The following is a 24,748-nucleotide window of genomic DNA, read 5'->3' as shown; positions in this document are numbered from 1 at the left end:
CCGAGTGAACGGTCAGTCGTCGGCGCGAAGTAGTCGACGGCGTCGTCGTCGTCGGACGGCGAGGACCATCGCGAGCAGCGCACCACCGCTGACGGCGAGCAGGACCCCGCCGACCACGGCACCGGCGGCCGCGTTCCCCCGTTGGTCGTCACTGAAGGACAGCCCGGCAGCCCCGAGGAGCAGCCCGATTCCCACGAACAGGGCGACGGAGCATCCGGCCGCGACCCAGTGCCCGCGAGTCGCCCGAGCGGCCGTCTGCCCGCGGCCCCTCCACGCGGCGCCGACGCTCGATCCGTAGCCGGCGAGCACGGCCATGGCGACGGGGAACACCTCGCTGAGGGCGATGAGTGCTGCCGCGCTCGCGAGGAAACCCGCGACCCACGGGACCCACCACCGTGCCCCGGCTCCGCGTTCCGTGCCGTCGTCCGGATCCGACCCCATGGACAGAACCTACATCGCAGCGACTCCTCAGCCGAGCGGCTCCACCCCGTAGCCGGTGACCACCGCCCGCAACTCGTCCAGGTAGGTCTGCGCCTGCACCGTGAGGGGGACCGACGCGTGCGCGATCCAGCCGATCTCGATGCGTTCGTCGACGTCGAGCGGGATGGCGACGATCTCGGGGTCGAGGTCGTCACTGATGAGCCCGGTCGAGATCGTGTACCCGCCGAGGCCGATCATCAGGTTGAAGATCGTCGCCCGGTCGGACACCCGGATCTCCCGCTTGCTCGACATCGTCGACAGGATCTCCTCCGCCAGGTAGAAGGAGTTGTTCGCACCCTGGTCGAACGTCAGCCGAGGGAGGTCGGCGAGATCGTCGAGGGTCGCACGCGCCTGGGACGCTATCGGGTTCCGCCGGGACACGAAGATGTGCGGCTCCGCGACGAACAGCGGCGTGAACACCACCCCGGCGTCGCGCAGCAGCTTCCCGAGGACCTGCCGGTTGAAGTCGTTGCGGTAGAGGATCCCCACCTCGCTCCGCAGCGTGCGGACGTCCTCGATGATGTCCCACGTGCGCGTCTCCCGGAGCGAGAACTCGTACTCGTCCGCGGCGGCACCCTCCACCATCCGAACGAACGCCTCCACGGCGAACGAGTAGTGCTGCGCGGAGACCCCGAGCAGCCGACGTGACGGCTGCCCGCCGACGTAGCGCTGCTCGAGCAGGGAGACCTGCTCGACCACCTGGCGGGCGTACCCGAGGAACTCGACGCCGTCGACGGTGAGGACGACACCACGCGCCGAACGCACGAAGAGCGCCCGGCCGATCCGAGCCTCCAGGTCCTTCATGGCGGCCGACAGGGTCGGCTGCGCGACGTACAGCAGATCAGCCGCCGCGCTGATCGAGCCCTCCGTCGCGACCTCGATGAAGTAGCGGAGCTGCTGCAGGGTGATGTCACTGGATACCCGAGCCATAGGCGGAGGCTATACCAGCGCATAGCGTTTGGGGATTACCCGATGGCCGTCGAATCGCGACATCATCGAGGTACCCCTTCCCCAGTGCCTCCGGGCGCTCGACGTACGGACTGCCGACCATGGCGAACGACCTCACCTTCAGCATCACCAGGACCCGCTTCGACGAGGACTACTCCCCCGCCGACAGCTCGCGCCTGACCACGAACTTCGCCAACCTCGCACGCGGGGAGCAGCGTCAGCAGAACCTCCGCCGCGCGATCGCCATGATCGATCGCCGCTGCAACGACCTCGCTGTGGGCGACCCCTCGAGCGACCGGTACCGGGTCGAGCTCGACATCGTCTCGGTCACCGCGCACTTCGTCGACGGGGGTTCGGACGAGCAGTTCCCCCTGCTCGAGATGCTCGACGTCACGATCGTGGACCAGCACACCGGCGAGCGCCACCAGGGGATCCTCGGCAACAACTTCTCCTCGTACCTCCGCGACTACGACTTCTCCGTGCTGCTGCCCACCCTCGACAAGAGCGCCGGCATCCCCGAGCACTTCGGGTACCTGCACGGCCAGCTCTTCCAGCGCTTCCTGGAGTCTCCTGCGTTCCAGGACCACTTCGACGCCGAGCCCGTCGTCTGCATCAGCGTCTCGACGAGCCAGACCTACCAGCAGTCGGGCACCGTGCACCCGGTCCTCGGTGCCGAGTACCTGCACGAGCACTCGTCGCTCACCGACGACTACTTCGGCCGCATGGGGATGCAGGTGCGCTACTTCATGCCCGCCGGCGGGAAGGCTCCGCTCGCGTTCTACACGCGTGGTGACCTGTTGGGCGATTACACGGACCTGCAGCTCATCGGCACGATCAGCACCATGGAGACGTTCCAGAAGATCTACCGGCCGGAGATCTACAACGCGAACACGCCCGCGCCGACCACCTACCGTCCGACCCTCGAGCACACGGACTTCTCCTCGACCGGCGTCGCCTACGACCGCGAGGAACGCAGCCGCCTCGGCGTCATGCAGGGCCGCTACACCGAGGAGCACCTCGTGGAGCCGCACCGAGCACTCCTCGAGCGGTGGGCAACGAACCCCGCCGCCCTGACCCACTGAACCGTGAGGAACCCAACGAGCATGAGCACCCTTCTGCCCACCTCGATCGTCGGCAGCCTGCCGAAGCCGTCCTGGCTCGCCGAGCCCGAGAAGCTCTGGTCCCCCTGGCAGCTCGAAGGGGCGGCACTGACGGAGGGCAAGCAGGACGCACTCCGGGCCGCCGTCCACGAGCAGGAGCGCGCCGGCATCGACATCGTCAGCGACGGCGAGCAGACCCGCCAGCACTTCGTCACGACGTTCATCGAGCACCTCGACGGCGTCGACCTCGACCGCAAGGAGACCGTCCGGATCCGCGACCGGTACGACGCTGCCGTCCCGACCGTCGTCGGTGCCGTCAGCCGCCGGAAGCCGGTCTTCGTCGAGGACGCGAAGTTCCTGCGCGCCCAGACCGACCGCCCGATCAAGTGGGCGCTCCCCGGCCCGATGACCATGATCGACACGCTCTCCGACCAGCACTACAAGAGCCGCGAGAAGCTGGCGTGGGAGTTCGCCACGATCCTCAACCAGGAGGCCCGAGAGCTCGAAGCGGCCGGCGTCGACATCATCCAGTTCGACGAGCCCGCGTTCACCGTCTTCCACGACGAGGTGCAGGACTGGGGTGTCGCCGCGCTCGAGCGCGCAGCCGAGGGCCTCCGTGCCGAGACCGCCGTGCACATCTGTTACGGGTACGGCATCGAGGCGAACAACAAGTGGAAGGAGACGCTCGGCGCGGAGTGGCGCCAGTACGAGCAGTCCTTCCCGCTGCTGCAGCAGTCCTCGATCGACATCGTGTCGCTCGAGTGCATCCACTCCCACGTCCCGCTCGACCTCGTCGAGCTCATCCGCGGGAAGAAGGTCATGCTCGGCGCGATCGACGTCGCGACCGAGACCGTCGAGACGCCGGAGGAGGTCGCGGAGGTACTCCGTCGCGCACTCGACTTCGTCGACGCCGACAAGCTCATCCCGAGCTCCAACTGCGGGATGGCGCCGCTCGCGCGAGGGGCAGCGCTGGACAAGCTGGGCGCGCTCTCTGCTGGAGCGGACATCGTCCGGGCCGAGCTCGCGACCGTCGCCGCACCTGTGGCGCACTGACCACTGCGAACTGCACGACGGCTCGCCTCCGAACGGAGGCGAGCCGTCAATCGTCCAGAGGTCGCATCCACGGCCCCCACGCGGGGTCGTGTCCCGGCCACACCTCGACGCCCGGCAGTCCGGCCAGGTCGGCCAGCCGGTCGACGGACCGCTGGGCGTCGGGCTCGTCGCCCCTGATCCCGACCCATCCACACGGCGTCCGCTCGGTGAGGTTCCGTTCGAGGTCGGCGGCGTCGCACGCGAGCACCACCGCGCGGCCCGGCATGTCGACCCGCACCGACTGATGACCGGGCGTGTGCCCACGGGTGTCGAGCACGCCGAGCCCGGGCGCGAGGTCGGTGTCCCCGTCGACCAGCAGCACCTCGACGTCGGCGCCGAGGACGTCGTCGACCACGACGGTCTCCCGGCGTCCGATCCCGCTCCGGAGCCACTCCCACTCGCGACGCTGCAGCACGACGGGCGTGCCTGGCGGCACGAGGCGGAGGCCACCGGTGTGGTCGAGGTGCACGTGGGAGAGCACGCACGCCGCCAGCGCCCGCCACGCCAGGCCCGCGATGGCGATCCCCTCCGCCAGGGCATCACCCGGCGGCACGACGGCCGTGTAGTTCGCATGGTCGTAGTGGGCCGCCCGCTGATCCGGGTCCCGGACGCGGTCGAGGTCGAAGCCGCCGTCGACGAGCACCCAACCCTCGTCGAACACGACCGCGGCGGCGGTCACCGGTTCGAGGAGGAACCGGGCCGGGTCTCCGCCGCGGAGCGAGACCGACTCCGGGATGGGCTCCCATCCGAGTACGAGCGGAACGAGCCGACGCGGTCGCCCCGCGAGCGCGAGCTCGTCCACACCCAGGTCGCGGACCGTTCGGACCATGCTTGCTCCTCGACTCTGATTGGATACAATTTTTACAGAACCGAATCCATTGTGCCGCAGTTCCCGGAGGGACCTCATGACCGACGCGATCGACATCAACATCCCGATCCACACCGAGATGCTGCACTGGGGTCGCCGTCCGACCTACGAGATGGTGGAGCAGATCGCCGACGGATTCTCGTCGGACGTCTCGCGGTGGCTGATCGGTGCCCACACCGGCACCCACGTCGACGCCCCGTCGCACTTCGTCCCCGGGGCGACGACGGTCGACGAGATCGCGTTGGACAGCGTCGTCGGACCGGTCCGGGTCCTGGACCTCCGCCACGTCGCCGAGGAGATCACGGGCGAGGACCTGGCCGACGCCGGAGCGGTCGGTGCCGAACGTGTGCTCTTCCGCACCCGGAACTCGACCGACGCTCTGACGCGGAACGTGCGCTCCGACACGTGGGTCGGCCTCGGGCCGAGCGGCGCCGCGTGGCTCGTCGAGCACGGGGTGCGGTTCGCCGGCATCGACTACATGACGATGGAGGCCCCGGCCCGCACCGAGGCCTGGCCGACACACGTCGCGCTCTGCGGGGCGGGCATCGTGATCCTCGAGAACGCGGACCTGTCCGATGTCGAGCCGGGCGACTACCTCATGGTCTGCCAGCCGGTGCCGTTCGCCGGACGGGAGGCCGCGCCGGCCCCGACCGTCCTGCTCCCCCTCGTCGCGGCGGTCGGCGCGTGAGCACCTCGAGGGTGCACGTCGTCCTGGTCCACGGTGCCGGTGGGTCACCGTCGGCGTGGTCCTCCGTCACGCCGCTCCTGCGTGCTCGCGGCATCGCCTACACGCTCGCCGACAACGCCCTGACGTCACTGCGGGACGACGAGGCATCGGTGCGCGCACTCGTCGACGCGGTCGACGGTCCGGTCCTGCTCGTCGGGCACTCGTACGGCGGCGCCGTGATCACGAACGCCGGTACGCACGAGCGCGTGGTCGGTCTGGTCTACGTCGCGGCGTTCGCACCGGACGCCGGCGAGTCCGTCTCCGCGATCGTCGAACGCAGCGAACCCGCCCTCGTCTCGCGGTACACGGACCGCGGCCCGGACGGCGAGTGGGTCACCCGCGACGACGAGGAGTCCCGGGCGGCGCTCGCGTGGGACGTCCCCGACGACGTCCTGCGCGCAGCACGCTACGAGCGTCGCGTGACCGCGGACGCCGCGTTCCAGCAGCCGACGGGCGAGCCCGCGTGGGCGACGCGGCCGAGCTGGTACCTGGTCGCGTCGAGTGACCGCCACTTGCTGCCGGCGATCCAGCGCGAGTTCGTCGCGCGCATGGGCGCGGACGCCGAGGAGGTCGACACCAGCCACGCGGTCGCCCACGCGGCGCCCGAGCGGGTCGTCGCAGTCATCGAACGCGCGATCGCCGCGGTCGCCTGAGCAAGGTCCGGCGGTGGCCACGGTCAGGAGGCCGTGGTCACCAGACCGTCGAGGTCCTTGACCGCGCGTCCGGACTGCAGGACCGCGCGGACGCTGGCAGCGTCGGCGAGCGCGCGGACGTCGATGAGCGGGTCGACGCGGGAGACGACCAGGTCGCCCACCTTGCCGGGCTCGACGGAGCCGAGCCGGTCCTCCAGTCCGAGGAGCCGCGCCCCCTGGAGCGTGCCGGCCGTGACGGCGGCGAGCGGCGTCAGACCGACCTGCACCAGCCGTGCGAGCTCCGCCAGGTTGCGGCCGTGCGGATGGACGCCGGCGTCGGTGCCGAGTGCGACGGGGACCCCGGCGGCGACGGCGCGGCGGACGCTGTCGAGCCCGCGCTCGTGCAGAGCGGCGCGCTGGCGCAGGCGCGCCTCGGAGGCGGTGGCCGGGTCGAGCTCGCGGAGCAGCGTGCTGAGGGTGGGGACCAGCGCGGTCCCGCGCTCGACCATGAGCGCGATGGTCTCGTCGCTGAGGTCGTACCCGTGCTCGATGCTCGACGCGCCACCGAGCACGGCGGCTCGTGCGGCGGCGTCGGTCAGGGCGTGCGCGGTGACGGGCCGCCCGCCGCGTTCCCCCACGAGGCGGACGACCAGGCGGACCTGTTCCTCGGTGATCCCGACGTCGTCCGGGTCGCCGCCGGACGTCGAGACCTTGATCGCGTCGGCGCCCGTGCGGAGCAGGGTGCGAACGGTGCGGACGACGTCCTCGTCGGTGTCGACGACGCCGGGTTCGGGCATCCCGGACCGCACCGCCCATGCCGGCAGCGAGCCGTTCGGCCGGACGGGGTCGGCGTGCCCGCCGGTGGGCGAGAGCATCGCGATGGCGAGGTGGAGTCGCGGGCCGAGCACCGTGCCGCGGGCGACGGCGTTCCGGTACCCGGGGGTGAGGCCGTCGAGGTCCCGTGCGGTGGTGACGCCGGCGTGCAGCGTGGAACGCAGCATCACGGCGACCTCGAGCACGTCCTCCTCGGGGAACCGCGCACGCTGCTCTTCCGGGGCGGTCGGCACCATGCTGAGGTGCACGTGCGCGTCGATGAAGCCGGGGAGCAGCCAGGTGCCGGTGAGGTCCGCGACCGGGACGCCCGGGACCGGAGCGCGTCGCGGACCGGCGTAGGTGATGACGCCGTCCCGAAGCTCGACCTCGGTGTCGGCGCGCGGCGGCGCACCGGTGCCGTCGACGAGGGTCGCGCCGACCAGTCGGAGCGCACCGAGGGAGTGCGGGGTCGTCGGGAGTCGTGCCGCCACTGTCGCGACCTTCCGTGATCGGTCAGCCGGTCAGGCTGAAGCGGGCGGAGCCGGGGTCGGCGTCGAGCAGCCGGCGCGTGTACCAGTGCTGCGGGTCGGCGTAGATCTGCTCCACGGGCCCGGACTCGACGACCTCGCCCTGGTACAGCACCACGACCTCGTCACTCACGCGCTGCACGACGGCGAGGTTGTGCGAGATGAACACCATCGTCAACCCGAGGGACTCCTTGATGTCGGCGAGCAGGTCGAGGATCTGCGCCTGCACCGAGACGTCGAGTGCTGAGGTGATCTCGTCGGCGATCACGAGGTGCGGATCGATGATCAGCCCGCGGGCGATCGCGATGCGCTGCCGTTGGCCGCCGGAGAACTCGTGGGGGTAGCGGTGCATCATGTCCGGCGAGAGCCCGACGCGCTCGAGCCAGCCGCCGATGCGCTCCTCGTGGGTCGCCACGCGCGGACGGATCGGGTCGATCGCCTCGGCCAGGGTCTGCGCCACGGTGCGCCGCGGGGAGAGCGACGAGTAGGGGTCCTGCGGGACCATCTGGATGCGGCGCCTGGCGGCGTGCAGGGCGGATCGGTGCGCCGAGCCGAGGTCGACGCCGTCGACCGTCACACTCCCGGCGGCGGGCTTCACCGTGCCCACGAGGACCTTGGCGAGCGTGGACTTGCCGGAGCCGGACTCGCCGACGATGCCGACGGTGCGGCCGCGGTCGAGGCGCAGGTCGACGCCGTGCAGGACGGTCGTCGACCCGAACGCGACGTCGAGGCCGCGGACGTCGATCATCGGGTCGGCATCGGTCGCGGCCGGTCGGCGGGTCGTCGTGGTGGTGGTGTCGGTCACGCGTGCGCCTCCGTCTGCTCCGAGGGGACCGTCACGACCGGCGTGGCCGCGAGCAGCTGCTTCGTGTAGGGGTGGTCGACCGTCTCCGGCGACAGGCCGGCGACGTCGTCGATGCGCTCGACGATGCTGCCGTTCCGCATCACGAGGACCCGGTCGCACAGCGCGCGGACGACCCCGAGGTCGTGCGAGATGAAGAGCACGGCGGTCCCGGACTCCTCGTTCATGCGCTTCAGCACGGTGAGGACCTCGCGCTGGACGGTCACGTCGAGCGCGGTGGTCGGCTCGTCGGCGATGAGCAGGTCCGGCTTCGTGCTCATCGCCGAGGCGATCATCGCGCGCTGCTTCATCCCGCCGGAGAGCTGGTGGGGGTACTGCCGGAGTCGCCCGTCGGGGTCGGTGAGCTTGACGGCTCGGAACCCCTGGGACAGCAGGCGCATGGCATCGCGCCGGCTGTGGCGCAACCGCATCCGCAGCACGTCGGAGAGCTGGATGCCGAGCACCATCGCCGGGTTCAGGGCGGTGCCCGGGTCCTGGTAGACCAGGCCGATCCGCGAGGCGAGCACGCGGTCGGGCACGCGGCCGAGCAGGTCGACCCCGCCCAGTTCGAGCCGGCGGGCCGACGCCTCGAGCCCCTCGCTGAGGAGCTTGGCGACGACGGACGCGGTGAGCGACTTGCCGGAACCGGACTCGCCGACGATCCCGAGCACCTCGCCGCGTCGGATCGTGAACGACACGTCGTCCACGAGCGGACGACCGCTCGCGCCGTGCAGCACGGTGATGCCGTCGGCGACGAGCACGGCGTCGTCCTCCACAGCGAGTGTGGACGCCTCAGGAGCACGCGTGGTCCGGGCACGCGTCGTGTTCGAACGCGGGTTCGCCGCTGCGGCGAGGCCGTCCCCGACGAGCAGGGCGGCGAGTGACGCAAAGGTCAGGGCGACCGCCGGGCCGACGATGACGACCGGGTTCACCGCGATGCGATCGAGACCGTCGTTGAGCAGGGTGCCCCAGTCGAACGCGGGGGTCTGTGCACCGAGGCCGATGAAGGACAGCCCGGAGATCTCGACGAGCGATCCGGAGAACGCGCCGGCGATCAGGATCAGGGTGGGCTCAGCCATGTTCGGGAGCACGTGTCGGACCGCCACCCGGTGCGCGGGCACGCCCATCAGACGAGCGGTCGTGACGTACTCGCTGACGGAGATCTTCGCCGCGAGGTTCGCCGTGAGCCGGGCGAACCCGGCGATGTTGGCGACGGCGATCGCGACTACCACCTGCACCATCCCCTGACCGAGGATCGCGGCGACGATGATGGCGACCAGCATCGTCGGGTAGCTGACGGCGAACTCGATCGCGCGGAGCCCGAACTCGCGGAGCCGCGTCGGCGCGAGCCAGACGCCGATGCCGAGCGCGATGCCGACGATCGCGGAGAGCGCCGTGGCTGCGAGCGCCATGACGACCGTCGCGCGAGTGGCCACGAGGGTGCGGGCGAGCATGTCGCGACCGAGGGTGTCGGTGCCGAGGGGGTGCTCCGCGGTCGAGCCGAGGCCGGCCGTGCCGCCGATGCCCCTCGCCTGGGACCCGAACACGAAGGGTGCGACGACCGCGATGAGCAGGATCAGTCCGAACATGACGAGACCGACGACGAGACCGGCGTTCCAGTTGAACGCCCTGGGTCGTGCCGGCTGGTCGACGGTCGCGGCACGGACGGTGGTGATGGTGTCAGCCACGCTTCCCTCCGAGGGTGCGCGGGTCGATGAGACCCAGGATGATGTCGATCACGAGCGTGATCACGAGGGAGATCAGACCGATCACGAAGACCGCGGCACGGATCACCGGGTAGTCCTTGTCGACGGCGATCGCCTGGACGATCACGCCGCCGAGGCCGGGCCAGGCGAACACCGCCTCGGTGATGAGTGCGGAGCCGAGCAGCGCGGTCAGGATGATGCCGGAGAGCGTCAGCGCGGTGGTGAGCAGGTTCGGCAGCATGTGCTTCGCGTAGATCGACAGTGCGGGCAGTCGCCAGCCGCGCGCGGTCCGCATGTAGTCCTGCTCGAGGATGACCGCGGTCTCGCGCCGCACGATGCGCGCGACGGAACAGGTGCCGCCGATGGTCAGCGAGGCGATCGGCAGGACGGCGGCCGCGCCGAAGTCGTAGGCCGGTGAGTACGCCGGCGGCAGGACGTGGAGCAGGACCGCGAACACGACCACGAACCCGGTGGCGAGGACGTAGACCGGGATCGAGGAGATGAGCCCCGTCACGGCCGTGAACGACACGTCGAGCCAGCGGTGGCGGTCACCGCGGGTCAGCACCCCGACCGTCATCCCGAGCGCCAGTCCGAGCACCAGGAGGAGCAGGACGGCCGAGATCGTGATGGTGAGCGTGTAGGGCACCGCCGTCATCACGACGTCCATCGCCGGGATCCGGTACTTGTACGAGTCGCCGAAGTCGCCATGCACCACACCGGCGACGTAGTGCCAGAGCTGGACCGGGATCGGCTGGTCGAGGCCGAGCTGGTGCCGGACGAGCTCGACCTGCGCGAGCGTCGCGGTGTCACCGGCGATGGCCGTGGCCGGATCGCCGGGGATGAGCTGCACGATCAGGAAGGTCACGAGGACGAGCAGCGCGAGGTTGACGATGAGGCCGACGGCGCGACGGAGCAGGAACCGCCGCCAGGCGCTCCCGAGGCCGGCCGCTCGGGGAGCTGCTGCGACGGGGTCGCCCGGACCGGGCACGGGGGGATGGTCGACGGTGGTGGTGCTCATCGTGGGTCCTCCAGGTGCTCCGGTCCGGGCTGTGATGGGTGGTGCTGGTGGCTCGTGCAGTCAGTGGGTCAGCCGACGATCCGCATCGCCGACGGGTCCCAGTAGCCCGAGAAGACGTGCGTCGCGAAGCCCTTCCGGGCGACGTAGCGGTGCGTGTCCGTGATGAGCGGGGTCATGTCGACGCGCTCGAGGATCGACTTCTGCGCGGTCTCGAAGTCGGTGCACTGCTGGTCGGCATCGGTGGTCGCCATGGCTGCCTGGTACGCCTTCACGCCATCGGGGTTGTCGCTCGACGAGACGTTCGTGCCACCGTCGGGGTAGGTCGCGCCGAGGTACCGGGCGATCGACAGGTTGATCAGGCCGACCTGCGCGTCCTCGGCTGCGATCGCGACGTCCCACGTCTTGGGTTCGGTCCGCATCTGCTTCGTCCAGTCGGCCGGGTCGGGGGCGGACACCGTCACGGTCGCACCGGCGTTCCGCAGCGACTCCGCGAGGAAGTCGGCAGCCGGGTCCCAGTTCGACATCATGAGGAGACGGATGGTCTTGCCCTTCAGCTCCTTGGCGGCGGCCTTCGGGTCGTACGACTGCACGAGGGACGAGCCGTCCACGGCGCAGCGGTAGCTCGCGGCGTTCACGGTCGTCTGCTTGACTCCGAGACCGTCGAGGCCGGCGTCGTTGAAGCCCTTGGTGTCGATCGCCTGGGCGACGGCCGCGCGCAGTGGCTGGTTGTCCGCGAACACCGATCCGGAGCCCTCGGCCTCGTTGAAGACGAGGTTGTAGGCGGAGCTGGCGAACTTGACCGTCGAGTAGTCGCCCTTCTCGAACCGTTCGGCGTTCGAGTCGTAGAAGCGCGCGACGTCGACACCGCCGGACTGCAGCAGGTTGGCGCTCGTGTTCGAGTCGGCCTGGACCGTCATGTTGATCGTCTTGGCGGGCTTGCCCGAGACGTCCTTCCATGCCGGCCACGCGTCGTAGTCGCTGCGGAGCGAGTACTGCACGCTCTTGCCCGCCGACGACTTCGCGAGCGTGTACGGGCCCGACCAGGCGCCCTTCACGGTGCCGGCGGCGAGCCCCTTCGGGTCGGCGAGGCCGGCCGGGCAGATGATGCCGGTGCCGGGGCGCGTCATGCCGCCGAGCAGCTGCGAGTACGGCGCGCTCAGCGAGATCGAGAGGGTGCCTGCTGAATCGTCGGGCGTGAAGGTCGGTTCGCCCGAGCCGAACGCCTGGTTCTTCCACGTCTGGGCGCCGGAGTCGTCGAGACCCACGAGGTACTCGAAGGACTTCGCGACGACGGACGGCGTGATCGCCGTGCCGTCGGAGCAGGTCGCGCCCTTGCGGATGGTGAACTCGTACTTCGACGCCGACTCGGCGTCCCACTTGGTCGCGAGACCGCCGATGTACCCACCGTCGTCCCCTTCGCCCTGGCGGAGCAGGGTGTCGAAGCCGAGCCGCGCGACGGTGACGTCCGAGCTGGCAGAGGCCTTCGCCGGGTCGAAGGTCGCCGGTGCGTACCAGAGCTCGGCGTTGATCGTGTCGGTGGTCGACGAGCCGCCGCCGGTGCCGGCGTTGCCGGACGCGGTGCACGCGCTCAGGGAGAGGCCGACGGCGGTCGCCACTGCGACGCCGACGAGGATGCGCTTCCTCACCATGGTGCTGTCCTCCAATGGGATTCGGGGTGATGCCAGGGGGTCAGTCCCAGGGGTCGGGTCCAACTTGGATCCAATCTAGGACAATACGCATCCAACTATGTTTCGTGTGGATTACATCTGCGCGCGATGAACGGTCTCGCCACCGACCTCCGTCCGGAGGACACGGGCCTCGGCGAAGGCCTCGGGCGAGCACGAGGCCGGATCGACGTCGAGCAGCACCCAGTCGGCGAGCGCACCTGGCCGAAGGGTCCCTCGCCGGTCCTCGGCGAAGGCGGCATGAGCGGATCCACGGGTGTACGCCGCGACCGCCTCCAGGACCGAGATCGCCTGCTCTGGTCCGACCGGCTCGTCGGAGCCCCGCATGCGTCGAGCCGACGCCATCGGGACGACGGCCCGTGGGTCGAACGGGAAGTACGGCGCGTCGGACCCCATCGCCACGACCGCACCCGCGTCGAGCCAGGACCGCACCGGGTTCACCGTGTCCACCCGGACGCCGAGCCGTCGGCGCAGCCCCGCCGCGTTCTTCCACGCGATGGAGGGCTGCAGCGACGCGACCACACCGAGACGGGCGGCGCGAGCCGTGCTCTCCGGACTCGGCTCGAGGTAGGCGTGGATGAGCTGGCACCGGAGGGGTCCGACCGGGCGACCGGTGCGCTGCTCGGCCCTCTCGAGCCCGTCGAGCACCTCGGCGACCGCGCGACTGCCGACCGCGTGCACGCCGAGTCCCCATCCGGACGCGACGCATCCCTCGGCGAGCGATGCGAAGTCGTCGGCCGAGATGCGTTGGACGCCGTGGTCGTCGCCGGACCAGGGCGTCTCCAGCAACGCCTGCCCCTTCATGCCCTCACCGTCGTAGTAGACCTTGATCGGTCCGAGCCGCAGCCGATCGTCACCGTCGCCGGTCACGCCGTCGATGGTGGCGAGCAGCGCGAGGGCCGCGTCGACGTCGGGGACGGCAGGGCTACCCAGCTCCGGGTAGGGCATCGCGACCACCCGCATCGTCAGGAGTCCACGGCGGTGCGCCTCGCGGTACCCCTCGAGCTCCGGGAGCGTGACGGCCGGGTCCACGACGCCGGTGAAGCCCATCGCGTGCAGGAGCGGCTGGACCCTGACGATCGCTGCGAGCCGGTCGTCGATGGTCGGGGGCGTCTCGCCGAGCCAGTCGGGGGCATCGGGATCAGCGTCCCCGTCGGCGAGCATGGCGGCGGAGAAGGCCTCCGCGTCCGCGCCGGCATCGATGAGCTGGATGGCCTTCAGGCCGGCGCGCTGTGCATGGGAGTGGGCGTCCGTGAAGCCCGGGAGGACGGTCCCGTCGACATGGTCCTCGACCACGTCGACCGGTGCGGCGGAACGTACCTCGGCGACGGAGCCGACCGCCGCGATCCGGCCGGCCACGACGAGCATCGCCTCGGCCGTGGGACGTTCGGGGTCCATCGTCCGGACGGTCCCCACCACGATCCGGGCCGCCGCGGTGTCAGACACCGACGGGCTCCCGTTCGTCGAGCCAGGTGTGCACGTCGGCCGCGGTCACGAGGGCGTCGCGCTGCAGGTACCGGATCGCCTCGAGGGTGGCATCGTGCGCCCGCTCGCTCGACCCCGCGACGCAGTCGGTCAGGACCCGGACCGCGTAGTCGTGCTGGTGGGCGTCGGCCGCGGTGTAGTGGATGCACACGTCGGTGAGGCCGCCGACCAGCAGGAGCGTGCCGGCACGGTAGGCCTTCAGGACGATCTCGAGTTCGGTGCCGAAGAACGCCGAGTACCGGCGCTTGCGGATCACGAACTCCTCGGGGCGGGGATCCAGCCAGGAGGCGAGGTCGGTCTGCTCGTCCCCCTCGATGCAGTGCGGACCCTCGGCGCCGTCGAGCTCGCGGCCGATGTCCACGAGGTCCGGCTTGTGCACCTCCTGGATGAACACGACCGGGACGCCGACGGTGCGGCAGTGTTCGATGAGTTCGCGCACGCGTGGGGCGCGCTCGGCGCGGCCGCTCATGACGGGGATGCCTGGTGTCGGCATCGTCGAGGCGGCGCCTCCCTGGATGTCCACGACGACGAGGACGGGGTTGCCGGAGACGGCGAGCATGGGTGGTTCCTTCCGTGACGGGTGGCGCTCGGGTGGGGACCGGTGCTCGCCGTCGTCGTCATCCTCCGATGCGCTCGGACACCGCACGGGTCAGGGGCGTTTCAGGAGTGTTAAACCTCGGGTGTCGCCAAGCGGGCCGAACGGCGACGGCGGAACGGCAGCAGGTCGGCGACGGCGACCGGCCCGAAGCCGTCCTCGACCGCCACCCACACGCGGGCATCGGGCGCATGGTCGGCGAGGAGTTCCGCGCACACGCCGCACGGCTCGATCAGGTGCAGGCTCCCAGCGGGTCGCCGGAGCACACCGACGACCGACACGACGGGCTGGCCGACGATGATCGCCGCGCTGAGGGCTGCAGACTCGGCGCAGACCGACGCACGGCCGGCGGACGCCTCGACGTGCAGGCCGGTCACGACGCTCCCGTCGGCCAACCGGAGCGCCGCCGCGACCTCGTGCACACCGACGCGGTACCGGTCGGACAGCACGGTCGTCGCGGCCTCGAGGAGCTCGCGGTCGCCGTCGTCCATCCCGGTCGGCGGCCCGTGCAGCACCGGCCGGTCCGACACGGACGACGCGGAGCCGTCGGTCACGACCAGCCCATGATGCGCGCCATGTTCCCACCCTCGACGAGGGCCCGGTCGGCCTCGTCCGGGATGGCCTTGGCGATCTTCATGCGCTCGAGGTCGAAGTCACTGCCCGGCCACTCCGAGCCGAGCAGGATCTTCTCCGCGCCGAGCCTGGCGTAGGCCCGCTTCACGTCGGACATCAGGGTGGCCGAGGTCTCGAGGTACACGTGCGGGTTCCGCTCCGCGACGATGATCGCCTCCGGCACGTTCCACACCGCCCCCATGTGGGCGATGATCGTCGGCACGGTCGGGTGCCCCTTGGCGATCTCCTCGATGGCGAACGGTGCACAGAACGCGTCGTCGAGGGCGTTGATCAGCACGGGGAGGCCGAGCTCGGCGCAGACCTCGAAGAGCGGGTCGAGCAGGCCGTGGTCGGCGACGTGGTAGCCGTGCAGGCTCGGGTGCAGCTTCAGGCCGACCAGCCCGCCCTCCGCGAAGCGGCGGATCTCGTCCGTGGCGTTCTCCCACTGCGGCATGACCTGACCGAAGCCGAACAGGCGGTCGGGGTGCGCGGCCACGAGGTCCATCAGGAAGTCGTTCTCGATGCCCTGGGCGAGCGAGCAGACCATGGCCCGGTCGACGCCGGCCGCGTCCATGCGGTCGATGATGCGCGCCGCGTCGAAGGGTGTGTACGCCGGGGGCTCCTCGCCGGGTCGCACACCGCTGAGGTAGTCGCTGCGACCGCGGCGGTCCTGCGTGGTGTTGTAGGCGTCGATGATCATCGTGGGCGTCTCCTCGTCGGCGGCGGTGGGCCGTGATCGCCCACATGACATCCGATACTGCCAGAATTGGATCCAATTTGCGAGCGATCGGTCGAGAGACCGCTCAGTGCACCACGACCATCGCCCCCATCGCGAGGAGGCTCGCGAGCGACGCCGCGCGGCGAGCAGCCTCGACGCGCGGCAGCCGACGGCCGAGCAGTCCGTGCGCGACGATCCCGGCGTGCACCACGACGGCGACCGCCAGCGGCAGCAGCACGACGGCACCGTGGGCGACGGCGCCGTGGACGTGCGTCGCGCCGGACGCAGCCACCCCGTGCGACGCCGTGCCGTCGAGCAGGACGAACCCCGCTCCGAGCAGCATGCCGAGCGCGTGCAGGTGGTCCGCGTCCGGCCTGGACGCACGGCGCAGGCGGTCGACGAGCGCGGTGCCGAGGGCGCATCCTCCGAGCGCGAGCGCCCAGAAGGGAGCAGGCACCACGCCGAGCGCCGGCACGTGGACGTCGACCATCGCCACGAGCATGGCGACCTCGGCCACGAGGGTGAACGGTCCCACCCGGCGCACCCCGACGACACCGAGCACGAGCGCGACCACGGCCGCCGCGATGGTGATGGCGAGGAGGGCGAGCATGATTGGATCCAATCATGGGCGAGTCGGATACGGCAATGGGGTACACCACCTGGCAGGATTGGACCCGCAGCGGCGCAGACCGCGAGCGGCGCCCGCCGCCAGCGGCGCCCGCCGCGACGACGCACCGAGGGAGACCACGACGTGACAACAACCGACGGCAACGCACTCGTCGACGACCTCGCTGCTCGCATCCGCGCCAAGATCATGTCCGGCGAGATCCCGATCGGCGCGCCGCTCCGACAGGCTGATCTCGCCGCCCAGTTCGGCATCAGCCGGACTCCAGTGCGCGAGGCGCTCCGGCAGCTGCAGACCGGCGGGCTCATCGAGGTCGTCCCGAATCGTGGTGCCGTCGTCCGCGTCCCCGTGCCGTGGGAGGTCCGCGAGGCCTACGAGGTCCGCGCCGAGCTCGAGTCGCTCGCGGCCCGTCGCGCCGTCGACCGGCTCGACGACGCCACCATCGGCCAGCTCCGCTCGGTGAACCAGGCGATGTACGAGCGATCGCTCGCCGCCGCCGAAGGCGCGACCGAAGGCGCGACCGAGGTCGCGGCCGCGGGCGAGCAGCCGAAGCAGCGCGAAGGCGTCGACAACGACCAGTTCCACGGGCTGATCTACGGCGCGTCGGGGAACACCCGGCTGACGCGCATGCTCGTCGAGATCAACGACGCGTTCCCTCGCAACGTCTCCGGACTCGTGCTCCGTGAGAACTCCCGCCACCGCGAGGAGAACTTCCGGGAGCACGAGGAGATCGTCGAGGCCTTCGTCGCCGGGGACCACGACCGTGCCGCCGGCCTGATGCGCGAGCACGTCCTGCGCGCGGGAGAGCACCTGGCGCACTGGTACGAGCGCCGCTCCTCCACGGTCTTCACGGGCTGACGCAGCCTCCGGGCTGACGCAGCCTCCGGGCTACCGGAAGGTCGGCACCCGCCGGATCCAGCCGGTCGCCTCCTCGATGGCGCGCGTGACCGCGAGCAGCTGCTCCTCGCGCCCGTACCGGCCGACCACCTGCACGCCCACGGGCAGCCCCTCGGCCGTGAAGCCCGCCGACGTGACCACCACCGGGTGCGCCGCGAGCGTCAGCCGGTTGGCGAGCATCTGCCAGGTGAAGTACCGCTCGAACCGGTGCCCGTCGACCTCGTCGACCCACTCGACGTCGGCGGGCGGTGCAGCGACCGGCGTGGCCGGCAGCACCAGGACGTCGTGCCGGTCGAGGACCGCCGCAGTGTCCCGGTACATGCGTGTCCGTCGCTCGTACGCGTCCGCGAGCTGGGTCGCCGTCATCGCCCGACCCTGTTCGACGTTCCGGACGTAGTCGGGCCGGAATCCATGCGCACCGGCGTCGACCGCGTGCCGACCGCCGAGGAAGAACTCGAACGTCTCGATGGTCTCCCACGCTTCGTCCGCGCCCGTGAAGTCGGGCTCGTCCGCCTCGACGACGGCACCGAGCCCGGCGAGCTGTTCGGCGAACGCGCGGTGCACGGCCCGCACGGCGGGATCGATGGGCAAGCCGCCGGCATCGTCGCTCCACGCGATCCGCAGGCCGTCGACCTGGACGGGCCCAACGGGGTGCACGGGCATCGCGGACATCGGCCAGACGGTCTTCTCGACAGCGAGTGCCTGGAGGAAGCGCGCCGCGTCGGCGGAGTCGCGCGCCATCGGCCCGGTCACACCGTGCGGCGTCCACGCGTTGCCGGTCCGGCCGCTCGGCACCCGGCCGGGGCTCGGACGGACGCCGACGACGTTGCAGAACGCGGCCGGGTAGCGCAGGCTCCCGCCACTGTCCGAGCCGTCGGCGATCGGCAGCATGCGCGCGGCGAGCGCAGCGCCGGCGCCGCCGCTCGACCCGCCCGCGTGCCGCGACGGATCCCACGGGTTGACCGTCGTGCCGAAGACGGGGTTGAACGTCAGGACGCCCTGCCCCATCTCCGGTGTGTTCGTCTTGCCGATGATGATCGCACCGGCGTCACGGAGCAGGGTCGCGAGCACGCTGTCGTGCTGTGCGGGACGCGCGCCCGCGAACGCGGCCGACCCGTTCGTGGTCGGGAACCCGGCGACGTCCATCAGGTCCTTCACCGCCGTGGGCAGGCCGTGCAGCGGCGGGAGCGGCTCGCCGGCGGCGCGTGCTTCGGCGGTGCGGCGATCTGCTGCCTCGGCCGCGGCGAGCGAGACCGAGTCCGGCTGCTGGGAGACGACGGCCTGGAGGCGCGGGTTGCGTTCCTCGATCCGATCCAGATGGGCGCGCATCACCTCCACCGCCGACACCTCCCTGGCCGCGACGGCGTCGGCCAGGCGGACGGCGGACCAGTCGGCGAGGTGGTCCGGGGCGTCGTCGCGGTGCGTCATCAGCGGCCGCCCTCGTGGTCGTGCTGCTGCTCGGCGGGGACGTGCCCGTCGTGCGCGGCGTGGGTGTCGTGGTCGTGGCCGTCGTGGTCGCGGCCTGCGCCCGGGGCGCAGTGGTCGGTCGCGGACGGCGGGACGTCGAGCGAGGGGTTCCGGTCGAAGAAGCCGTCCGGTTCGAGCCGGAACCCGATCCGGTCGACCGGCATGATCGGCCACTGCTCCGGGCGCGGGAAGTGGTGCACACCGAGGACCGGCCAGAGCACCAGACGCTCGTCCTCCAACGAGCGGTCCGCCCGCTGCCAGACGTGCACGCCGTCGTCCCCGAGTTCGCCCTGGTTGGGGTACTCACCGGCGATGAAGCGTTCCTCGGCGTCGAACGCGCTCGCCCACAGGTGCTTGGCGACGAACGGCGCCTTCCGCTCGACGATGCTGCCCGGCCGGACGTGCAGCTGCGCGGTGTCCTTGATCGCCAGGCGGTACGCGGTCGCCTCGCCGAAGCGGTTCTGCGCCGACTCGCTCTCGATCCGCCAGTGCAGGGCGCGTGCGGGGTCTGTGGTGCGGGCGGCGGAGGACTCGGACGCGATCGGCGTCTCGACGGCGATGCAGGCGTTGCCGTAGGGGTTCAGTGCCTCGTCCGGCTCCGGCTCGGCGTGCACCTCGACGAGCCGGTTCAGCGGGCCGTCCACGGCGGTGTCCAGCCGAACGGCGAAGTAGTGCTGGTGGGTCGGGGCCTGCACGTTCGGGGCGACCATCCGGCCGGACCGCGGCTGCTCCCCGTCGGCGATCCCGGACACGGACATGATGCCGGTGAGCTTGACCTCGAGCTCGATCGAGCCGTCCTGGTACAGCGACCAGTAGAAGCCGTAGTCGTAGTTCGCCACGGTCGCGAAGCTCGAGATGACGAGCCGCCGACTGCGGCGGACCTCGGCGCTGCCGGTCCGGGTGTTGACGTGCTTCCAGAGGATCGAGTCGTCCTCCTCGTGCAGGCAGATCCCGTTCACGATGGTCTGCGGTTCACCGTGGCCGTCCAGGAAGTCCACGTCGAAGTAGCGGATCTCGCCGAGGCAGTCGCACCCGAGCTCGAGGCTCGCGGTGAGGGGACCTGCGCCGTACTCGCCCCAGTCGAAGAAGTTCTTGCGGTACGCCGTCGGGTCGCTGTCGAGGTACGGCACGTACATCTCGTTCACGGCGGCGCGACGCAGCACGGAGCGCTCGGCCTCGCCGTCGCGGTAGGTCAGGTCGTGCAGGACGAGACCCTCGCGGTGCGAGAACCCGACGCGGAAGGTCCAGTTCTGCCAGCGGACCTCGTGGCCCTCGATGGCGAAGCCGGGGCCGCCCGGCTGCACGATGTCGAGCGCGGAGACCTCACGGTCGGGGCCCCACGTGCCCGATGTGTAGACGCCGGTCTCACTCGCCATCGGGACGACACCGTGGTCCTCGATGCGGACGACCTCGAGCGTGTCCAGGTCGAGGATCGGCACGAGCCCGGCGACCGGCCGGGCGTAGCCGTTGTCCTCGGGGAACTCGCGGTACCAGACGGTGCCCCAGCTGAGCCGGCGGTCGGCGAGGTCCTCTGGGACGAAGCCCGTGATCGACTCCGGGTCGACCCAGACGAGCGAGGTGTCCGTGATGCCACGCTTCGCGAGCGCCTCGACGATGAGCGGGGAGTTCCGGGCGGCCTGCGCGATGAGCCGCGCCTCGTCGCTCGAGACGCCGGGGCGACGGTGGTCGACGTCCGTCCACAGCTCCACGATGGCGGGCGAGTCCGGGCCGGCGGTCCACCCCCTCACCTCCCACGCGGCGTGCGCGTCCGGGTCCATCACGACGAGCCGGACCGGACGCGCACCGCCGGCCACCGAGCCGCGCGCCTTCTCCTCGTCGAGGGCGATCCCCCAGAACCGCGGACGGGCGCCGATCCGGCCGGAGTCGCGGACGGCCCGGACGAAGGAGGCGATCTCGGCGGAGGTCAGCGGGTCGAGGACGTGGACGGTGCTGCTCATGGCGTTCCTTCTGACGGGTGAGGCGTGGGGCGTGGGAGGTCGGGAGCGGGTGACGGTCAGGGGGCGTCGAGGACGACGGCGCGACCATCGGCGCGGGGGTCACTCGCGGCGTCGAGCCGACCGTCGGCGTGCAGGCGCACGGTCTGGACGTGCCCGGCTTCGTCGACGGGGCCGTCGGTCCGGGCCACGGGCAGCCCGAGCAGGCTCGCCGCGGCCACGGCGTCGTCGGACCCCGGTTCGGCGACGAGCGTCATCGCCTCGTGCCCGAGGTCGCGGGCACCGACGACGAACCGCGGTCGACCGAGCACCTCGGCGGGGTCGGCGTCCGGGCCGATGAGGTCACGGGCGACCTGCGCCAGGATCCACGGCTGGGCGCTCCCGCCCTGGCAACCGAGACCGAGCACGAGGTCGTCGGTCTCGGCGATGACGGGCAGCAGCGTGTGCGGCGGCCGGAGTCCCGGGCCGATGTGACCAGGGTGCGCGGGGTCCGTGCTGAACGCCGACCCGCGGTTGTGCAGCACGATCCCCGTGCCCGGGTCCAGGATGCCGGAGCCGAAGAGCTGGTAGACGCTCTGGATCAGCGTGACGACCGTGCCGTCGTCGTCCGCGGCGGTGACGGCCACGGTGTCGCCGAGCGCCCGTCCGGCACGGGGCAGCGCTCCCACACGACCGGGACCGCGGGGGGCGAGCATCGCGCCGACGTCGACGGCACCCCCGCGCGGGTCGCCGAGCTCGGCCTGCCGGACGAGAGCGGCGCGGTGCACCGCGTCGACGAGCTCCGCGGTGCGGTCCGGGGCGTCGGCCGCGAGTGCCTCGGGCAGGATGCCGAGCAGCACGACGCCCTGCGTCGGCGGCGGGGCGACCCACCACCGCACCCCGCCCACCGTGGACTCCTGCGGGGCGACGGTCTCGGCACGGTGCGCGGTGAAGTCGTCCGCGGTGTGGGCACCGCCGAGTTCCCCGAGGCGCGCGGCGATCGATGCGGGGATCCGGCCGGAGTACATCGCGCCGGGGTCCTCGGCGAGCTCGGTCAGGGTCGCGGCGAGCGCGGGTTGCACGAGCGGGTCGCCCTCGCCCAGCAGTCCGCCGTCGCCGTCGCCGAACACCCCCACCATCCCGGGGTCGGCGTGCAGCTCTGCGCTCCGGACGTCGATGGCCCTGGCCAGCCCGGCGGACACGGGGACGCCGTCCGACGCGAGTCGCGCGGCGTGGGTCAACGGCGCGGCGAGCCCGAGCCGGCCGCCGAGCGCGTCGATGGCACGCCAACCGGCCACCACACCGGGCACCGTCACGGTCTGCGCACCCTGCCGCGGCATGCGCTCCTCGCGCGCCAGCGCCGCGACGTCGATCCCGGCGGGTGCCGCGCCCGCCGAGACGACGGCGGTGACGGGCTGCCCCGGACGCCGGACGAGTGCGACGAGGTCGCCGCCGATGCTGCACTGGTGCGGGTAGACGACGGTCAGTGCCGCCGCTGCCGCGAGGGCTGCGTCGACGGCGTCACCGCCGGCTGCGACGGCCTCGGCAGCAGCGTCGAGCGCGGCGGGGTGCGGCGCGGCGACGGCGATCCGTCGAGCGGACGTGGTGGCGGGGTCGGTCATGCTGTGGTCACCATCCGGGCCGGGCTGAGGAACTCGAGGTCGGGGCGTGCGACGCCCTGGACGAGGTCGGCGAGCGCCTCGCCGACGGCCGGGCCGAACTTGAAGCCGTGCCCCGAGCACGCGGCCGCGACGAGCACCTCGGGGTGGTCAGGGAGCGCACCGACGACGAAGCGCTTGTCCGGCGTCATCGTGTACAGGCAGGCGACGGCGTCGCCGCCGTCGGTCGTGATCCCGGGGACGAAGCGCTGGAACAAGTCGGCGAGGTGTGCGATCTCGTCACGGGTCGGCGGGGCGACCGGGACCTCCGGGTCCCAGACGGGGCCGGCGTCGATGCCGATCTTCGCGCCGGATCCGGCGGCCTCGGGCAGGCCGAAGACGAGGCCCTCCGGCAGGTCGACGGAGAAGCAGCCGAGGGCAGGTGGCTGCGCGAGCACCTGTCCGGTCGGCACGGTGAGGGTCAGGATGCGCCAGACCTCGAAGAACCCGGCGGCGGCGGGGATCAGCCGTGACGCCCAGGCACCGCCCGCGAGCACGAGACGGCGGGCGCGGAGCTCCCCCGCGTCGGTCCGGACCGTCACGACGCCGTCGTCGACACGCCAGTCCTGCACGGTCGCACCGTGGCGGAGCTCGGCGCCGGCCGCCGACGCGGCCGACTGCGCGAAGGCGAGGGCCCGTGCGGCTTCGAGCACGCCGGCGTCCGGGTCGTGGACGGCGCCGTACGCCTCGGGCAGGCGCAGCGAGGGCGCCAGCGTCGACCAGTCGGCACGGTCGACCGGGAGGCTCGACCCACCCTGCAGCGTCGGCTCGCCCCGGTGGGCGTACAGTCCGCCCGTCGTGTGCAGGAAGGGTGCGCCGGCTGCGGCCGCCCAGCGGTCCCAGCCGCGGTACGCGCGGTCCACGAGGTCGTTCCACACCGGGCTCGGGTAGGCGCGGCGGACCATGCGGGTGGCGCCGTGCGAGGAGCCGCGCGCGTGCCCGGGAGCGAAGCGGTCGACGGCCACGACGTCGAGGCCGCGGCGCGCGAGCTCGTACGTGGTGGCGGACCCGTGGATGCCGAGTCCGAGGACGACGACGTCGCGCACCGGGGTCACGAACGGGCCTCCGCGGCGACCTCGGCCACGCCGTCGAGCAACACCCTGACGTCCTCGTCGTCGTTGTAGACGTGCGGGGAGACCCGCACGACGCTCGGCAGCCCGCGCGTGCCGAGGTCCCACTGGGCGTGGCTCGCCGGGACCGCGATCGAGTCGATGCGCCGCGTCCGGAGCCTGGTGGACACCTCCTTGCCCACGAGGCCGTCCACCGTGAAGGTGACGATCGCGGACGGGGACGCAGGCGGGTCCGCGACGGTGACGCCGTCGATCTCGGCGAGCGCCGCCCGGATCCGGGAGCCGAGCGCGACGAGATGCGTCTCGGTGGCCGCGGGGCCCCTGTCGAGCGCTTCCCGGAGCGCCACACCCAGCCCGAGCCGCGACGCGACGGAGCACTCCCAGGTCTCGAGCTGTCGCGCGGTGCCGTCCATCGTCCACTCATCTTCGCCGGTCCAGACCGCGCCGCGGACATCGGGGGCCCACGCGCCGAGCCCCTCGAGCGTTCCGCGGCGCAGGTAGGCCAGTCCGGTCCCCCGCGGCCCGCGCAGGAACTTGCGGCCGGTGGTGACGAGGGCGTCGCAGTCGACGGCCGTGACGTCGATGTCGATCTGCCCGACGGACTGCGTGGCGTCGACGACCGTCCAGGCACCGTGACGGCGGGCGATGGCGGACACCTCGGCGATGGGCTCGACGAGACCGGAGGACGTGGGCACGTGCACGGCACTCACCACGACCCGGCCGGACGCCCCGGCGACGGCGCGTTCGAGCAGCTCGAGGTCCATCGCACCGCTGGCGTCGTTCGGGACGACCACGAGTCGGACGTCGTCGTGCCGTTGCATGGCGAGCAGCCGGAGCGCTTGGCTCACGTAGCTCGACCGTGGTGCGATCACGGTGTCGCCCGCCCCGAGCCGGAGCGCGTCGAAGACGCCGCGGAGTCCGCTCGTCGCACTGTCGAACAGCGCGATCTCGTCCGCTCGCGCTCCGAGCAACGCCGCGGCCGACGTGTACACCGCGGCGACGTCGTCGGCGGCCTCGTTCGCCGCTTCGTAGCCGCCCACCCGCTGTTCGTGACGCATGTGGGCGACCACTGCCTCCAGGACGCCGTCGCTGACCAGGCCGGCACCTGCCGCGTTGAAGTAGTGGCGACCCGCGGTGCCGGCGGTGCGTGACCGCTCGGCGGCCACGTCGATCACCCTCGTTGCCGGGTCGGCGCGTGTGCCGTCCTGCAGACCGATCGTCATGTGGCGGGTCCTCCCTCGTGGCGTCAC

23 protein-coding genes are annotated in these 24,748 nt (G+C 71.7%); 5 read left to right on the top strand and 18 right to left on the bottom strand.

Going from position 1 to position 24,748, the window contains the following annotated elements:
* Nucleotides 1–12 precede the first annotated feature (12 nt).
* Nucleotides 13–441 carry a hypothetical protein gene (locus ACEN9V_RS15605; protein WP_413601061.1) on the bottom strand — a complete coding sequence of 143 codons (429 nt, stop codon included), beginning with the start codon at nt 439–441 and terminating at the stop codon, nt 13–15.
* A gap of 27 nt (nt 442–468) precedes the next feature.
* Nucleotides 469–1,410: a LysR family transcriptional regulator gene (locus tag ACEN9V_RS15600; RefSeq protein WP_413601060.1), complete on the bottom strand. Its 942-nt coding sequence runs from the start codon at nt 1,408–1,410 to the stop codon at nt 469–471.
* 119 nt (nt 1,411–1,529) lie between these two features.
* Here ACEN9V_RS15600 and ACEN9V_RS15595 point away from each other — a divergent pair, with 119 nt between their 5' ends.
* Both ACEN9V_RS15595 and ACEN9V_RS15590 read left to right on the top strand, forming a co-directional pair.
* Nucleotides 1,530–2,510, top strand: coding sequence for a putative oxygenase MesX (locus ACEN9V_RS15595; protein ID WP_413601059.1), 981 nt, complete (start codon nt 1,530–1,532; stop codon nt 2,508–2,510).
* Between the two features lie 21 nt (nt 2,511–2,531).
* Nucleotides 2,532–3,581, top strand: coding sequence for a methionine synthase (locus tag ACEN9V_RS15590; protein WP_413601058.1), 1,050 nt, complete (start codon nt 2,532–2,534; stop codon nt 3,579–3,581).
* A gap of 46 nt (nt 3,582–3,627) precedes the next feature.
* Here the strand turns inward: ACEN9V_RS15590 and ACEN9V_RS15585 are convergent, their stop codons facing one another.
* Nucleotides 3,628–4,449: an N-acyl homoserine lactonase family protein gene (locus ACEN9V_RS15585; protein ID WP_413601057.1), complete on the bottom strand. Its 822-nt coding sequence runs from the start codon at nt 4,447–4,449 to the stop codon at nt 3,628–3,630.
* Nucleotides 4,450–4,525: 76 nt separating this feature from the next.
* Here ACEN9V_RS15585 and ACEN9V_RS15580 point away from each other — a divergent pair, with 76 nt between their 5' ends.
* Entirely contained in the window at nt 4,526–5,176 is a 651-nt protein-coding gene (locus ACEN9V_RS15580) for a cyclase family protein (RefSeq protein WP_413601056.1), read from the top strand.
* Nucleotides 5,173–5,868, top strand: coding sequence for an alpha/beta fold hydrolase (locus ACEN9V_RS15575; RefSeq protein ID WP_413601055.1), 696 nt, complete (start codon nt 5,173–5,175; stop codon nt 5,866–5,868). Before ACEN9V_RS15580 ends, ACEN9V_RS15575 begins: the two co-directional genes overlap by 4 nt.
* Nucleotides 5,869–5,891: 23 nt before the next feature.
* Here ACEN9V_RS15575 and ACEN9V_RS15570 read toward each other — a convergent pair whose 3' ends face one another.
* From ACEN9V_RS15570 to ACEN9V_RS15525, 10 genes are all read right to left on the bottom strand, one after another.
* Nucleotides 5,892–7,151, bottom strand: coding sequence for an amidohydrolase family protein (locus tag ACEN9V_RS15570; protein ID WP_413601054.1), 1,260 nt, complete (start codon nt 7,149–7,151; stop codon nt 5,892–5,894).
* Nucleotides 7,152–7,173: 22 nt separating this feature from the next.
* Nucleotides 7,174–7,992 (bottom strand): ABC transporter ATP-binding protein, encoded by an 819-nt coding sequence (locus ACEN9V_RS15565; protein WP_413601053.1) that lies wholly within the window; start codon nt 7,990–7,992, stop codon nt 7,174–7,176.
* Nucleotides 7,989–9,716 (bottom strand): dipeptide/oligopeptide/nickel ABC transporter permease/ATP-binding protein, encoded by a 1,728-nt coding sequence (locus ACEN9V_RS15560; protein WP_413601052.1) that lies wholly within the window; start codon nt 9,714–9,716, stop codon nt 7,989–7,991. Before ACEN9V_RS15560 ends, ACEN9V_RS15565 begins: the two co-directional genes overlap by 4 nt.
* Complete coding sequence (locus tag ACEN9V_RS15555) at nt 9,709–10,752, bottom strand: ABC transporter permease (RefSeq protein WP_413601051.1); 1,044 nt, start codon at nt 10,750–10,752, stop codon at nt 9,709–9,711. Before ACEN9V_RS15555 ends, ACEN9V_RS15560 begins: the two co-directional genes overlap by 8 nt.
* 68 nt (nt 10,753–10,820) lie before the next feature.
* Nucleotides 10,821–12,401, bottom strand: a complete 1,581-nt coding sequence (locus tag ACEN9V_RS15550; RefSeq protein ID WP_413601050.1) for an ABC transporter substrate-binding protein — start codon at nt 12,399–12,401, stop codon at nt 10,821–10,823.
* A gap of 111 nt (nt 12,402–12,512) precedes the next feature.
* A complete protein-coding gene (locus tag ACEN9V_RS15545) occupies nt 12,513–13,883 on the bottom strand; it encodes an amidohydrolase (protein WP_413601049.1) in 1,371 nt (456 codons plus the stop codon).
* Nucleotides 13,876–14,481, bottom strand: coding sequence for a cysteine hydrolase family protein (locus tag ACEN9V_RS15540; RefSeq protein WP_413601048.1), 606 nt, complete (start codon nt 14,479–14,481; stop codon nt 13,876–13,878). Before ACEN9V_RS15540 ends, ACEN9V_RS15545 begins: the two co-directional genes overlap by 8 nt.
* 110 nt (nt 14,482–14,591) lie before the next feature.
* Nucleotides 14,592–15,071: a hypothetical protein gene (locus ACEN9V_RS15535; RefSeq protein ID WP_413601047.1), complete on the bottom strand. Its 480-nt coding sequence runs from the start codon at nt 15,069–15,071 to the stop codon at nt 14,592–14,594.
* A complete protein-coding gene (locus ACEN9V_RS15530; RefSeq protein WP_413601046.1) occupies nt 15,068–15,829 on the bottom strand; it encodes an amidohydrolase family protein in 762 nt (253 codons plus the stop codon). The genes ACEN9V_RS15535 and ACEN9V_RS15530 overlap by 4 nt, the downstream gene beginning before the upstream one ends.
* A gap of 103 nt (nt 15,830–15,932) precedes the next feature.
* Nucleotides 15,933–16,457 (bottom strand): hypothetical protein, encoded by a 525-nt coding sequence (locus ACEN9V_RS15525; RefSeq protein WP_413601045.1) that lies wholly within the window; start codon nt 16,455–16,457, stop codon nt 15,933–15,935.
* 141 nt (nt 16,458–16,598) lie between these two features.
* Between ACEN9V_RS15525 and ACEN9V_RS15520 the strand changes: the two genes are divergently transcribed.
* Nucleotides 16,599–17,330 carry a GntR family transcriptional regulator gene (locus ACEN9V_RS15520; protein WP_413601044.1) on the top strand — a complete coding sequence of 244 codons (732 nt, stop codon included), beginning with the start codon at nt 16,599–16,601 and terminating at the stop codon, nt 17,328–17,330.
* A 30-nt stretch (nt 17,331–17,360) separates the two neighbouring features.
* Here ACEN9V_RS15520 and ACEN9V_RS15515 read toward each other — a convergent pair whose 3' ends face one another.
* The 5 genes from ACEN9V_RS15515 to ACEN9V_RS15495 are packed head-to-tail and all read right to left on the bottom strand — an operon-like array spanning nt 17,361 to nt 24,721.
* Complete coding sequence (locus ACEN9V_RS15515; RefSeq protein ID WP_413601043.1) at nt 17,361–18,797, bottom strand: amidase; 1,437 nt, start codon at nt 18,795–18,797, stop codon at nt 17,361–17,363.
* Nucleotides 18,797–20,794, bottom strand: coding sequence for a primary-amine oxidase (locus ACEN9V_RS15510; RefSeq protein WP_413601042.1), 1,998 nt, complete (start codon nt 20,792–20,794; stop codon nt 18,797–18,799). Before ACEN9V_RS15510 ends, ACEN9V_RS15515 begins: the two co-directional genes overlap by 1 nt.
* Before the next feature lie 56 nt (nt 20,795–20,850).
* Nucleotides 20,851–22,392, bottom strand: coding sequence for a gamma-glutamyltransferase (locus tag ACEN9V_RS15505; RefSeq protein ID WP_413601041.1), 1,542 nt, complete (start codon nt 22,390–22,392; stop codon nt 20,851–20,853).
* The gene (locus ACEN9V_RS15500) at nt 22,389–23,483 is read right to left on the bottom strand and encodes an FAD-dependent oxidoreductase (RefSeq protein WP_413601040.1); all 1,095 of its coding nucleotides are present in this window, start codon (nt 23,481–23,483) and stop codon (nt 22,389–22,391) included. Before ACEN9V_RS15500 ends, ACEN9V_RS15505 begins: the two co-directional genes overlap by 4 nt.
* Entirely contained in the window at nt 23,480–24,721 is a 1,242-nt protein-coding gene (locus tag ACEN9V_RS15495) for an aminotransferase class V-fold PLP-dependent enzyme (RefSeq protein WP_413601039.1), read from the bottom strand. Before ACEN9V_RS15495 ends, ACEN9V_RS15500 begins: the two co-directional genes overlap by 4 nt.
* Nucleotides 24,722–24,748: the final 27 nt, after the last annotated feature.

Origin of the sequence: Curtobacterium sp. Curtsp57 (assembly GCF_047324335.1) — a bacterium.
Lineage (GTDB): Bacteria > Actinomycetota > Actinomycetes > Actinomycetales > Microbacteriaceae > Curtobacterium.
The sequence above is the reverse complement of the archived record's forward strand: the minus strand, read 5'-3'. Positions and strand labels throughout refer to the sequence as shown.

Excerpts from the sequence above, each read along its gene's own strand:
- ACEN9V_RS15580 (WP_413601056.1), top strand. The coding sequence starts at position 4,526 with ATGACCGACGCGATCGACATCAACATCCCGATCCACACCGAGATGCTG.
- ACEN9V_RS15540 (WP_413601048.1), bottom strand. The coding sequence starts at position 14,481 with ATGCTCGCCGTCTCCGGCAACCCCGTCCTCGTCGTCGTGGACATCCAG.
- ACEN9V_RS15555 (WP_413601051.1), bottom strand. The coding sequence starts at position 10,752 with ATGAGCACCACCACCGTCGACCATCCCCCCGTGCCCGGTCCGGGCGAC.
- ACEN9V_RS15510 (WP_413601042.1), bottom strand. The coding sequence starts at position 20,794 with ATGAGCAGCACCGTCCACGTCCTCGACCCGCTGACCTCCGCCGAGATC.
- ACEN9V_RS15595 (WP_413601059.1), top strand. The coding sequence starts at position 1,530 with ATGGCGAACGACCTCACCTTCAGCATCACCAGGACCCGCTTCGACGAG.
- ACEN9V_RS15505 (WP_413601041.1), bottom strand. The coding sequence starts at position 22,392 with ATGACCGACCCCGCCACCACGTCCGCTCGACGGATCGCCGTCGCCGCG.
- ACEN9V_RS15590 (WP_413601058.1), top strand. The coding sequence starts at position 2,532 with ATGAGCACCCTTCTGCCCACCTCGATCGTCGGCAGCCTGCCGAAGCCG.
- ACEN9V_RS15515 (WP_413601043.1), bottom strand. The coding sequence starts at position 18,797 with ATGACGCACCGCGACGACGCCCCGGACCACCTCGCCGACTGGTCCGCC.
- ACEN9V_RS15605 (WP_413601061.1), bottom strand. The coding sequence starts at position 441 with ATGGGGTCGGATCCGGACGACGGCACGGAACGCGGAGCCGGGGCACGG.
- ACEN9V_RS15600 (WP_413601060.1), bottom strand. The coding sequence starts at position 1,410 with ATGGCTCGGGTATCCAGTGACATCACCCTGCAGCAGCTCCGCTACTTC.
- ACEN9V_RS15495 (WP_413601039.1), bottom strand. The coding sequence starts at position 24,721 with ATGACGATCGGTCTGCAGGACGGCACACGCGCCGACCCGGCAACGAGG.
- ACEN9V_RS15525 (WP_413601045.1), bottom strand. The coding sequence starts at position 16,457 with ATGCTCGCCCTCCTCGCCATCACCATCGCGGCGGCCGTGGTCGCGCTC.
- ACEN9V_RS15530 (WP_413601046.1), bottom strand. The coding sequence starts at position 15,829 with ATGATCATCGACGCCTACAACACCACGCAGGACCGCCGCGGTCGCAGC.
- ACEN9V_RS15550 (WP_413601050.1), bottom strand. The coding sequence starts at position 12,401 with ATGGTGAGGAAGCGCATCCTCGTCGGCGTCGCAGTGGCGACCGCCGTC.
- ACEN9V_RS15585 (WP_413601057.1), bottom strand. The coding sequence starts at position 4,449 with ATGGTCCGAACGGTCCGCGACCTGGGTGTGGACGAGCTCGCGCTCGCG.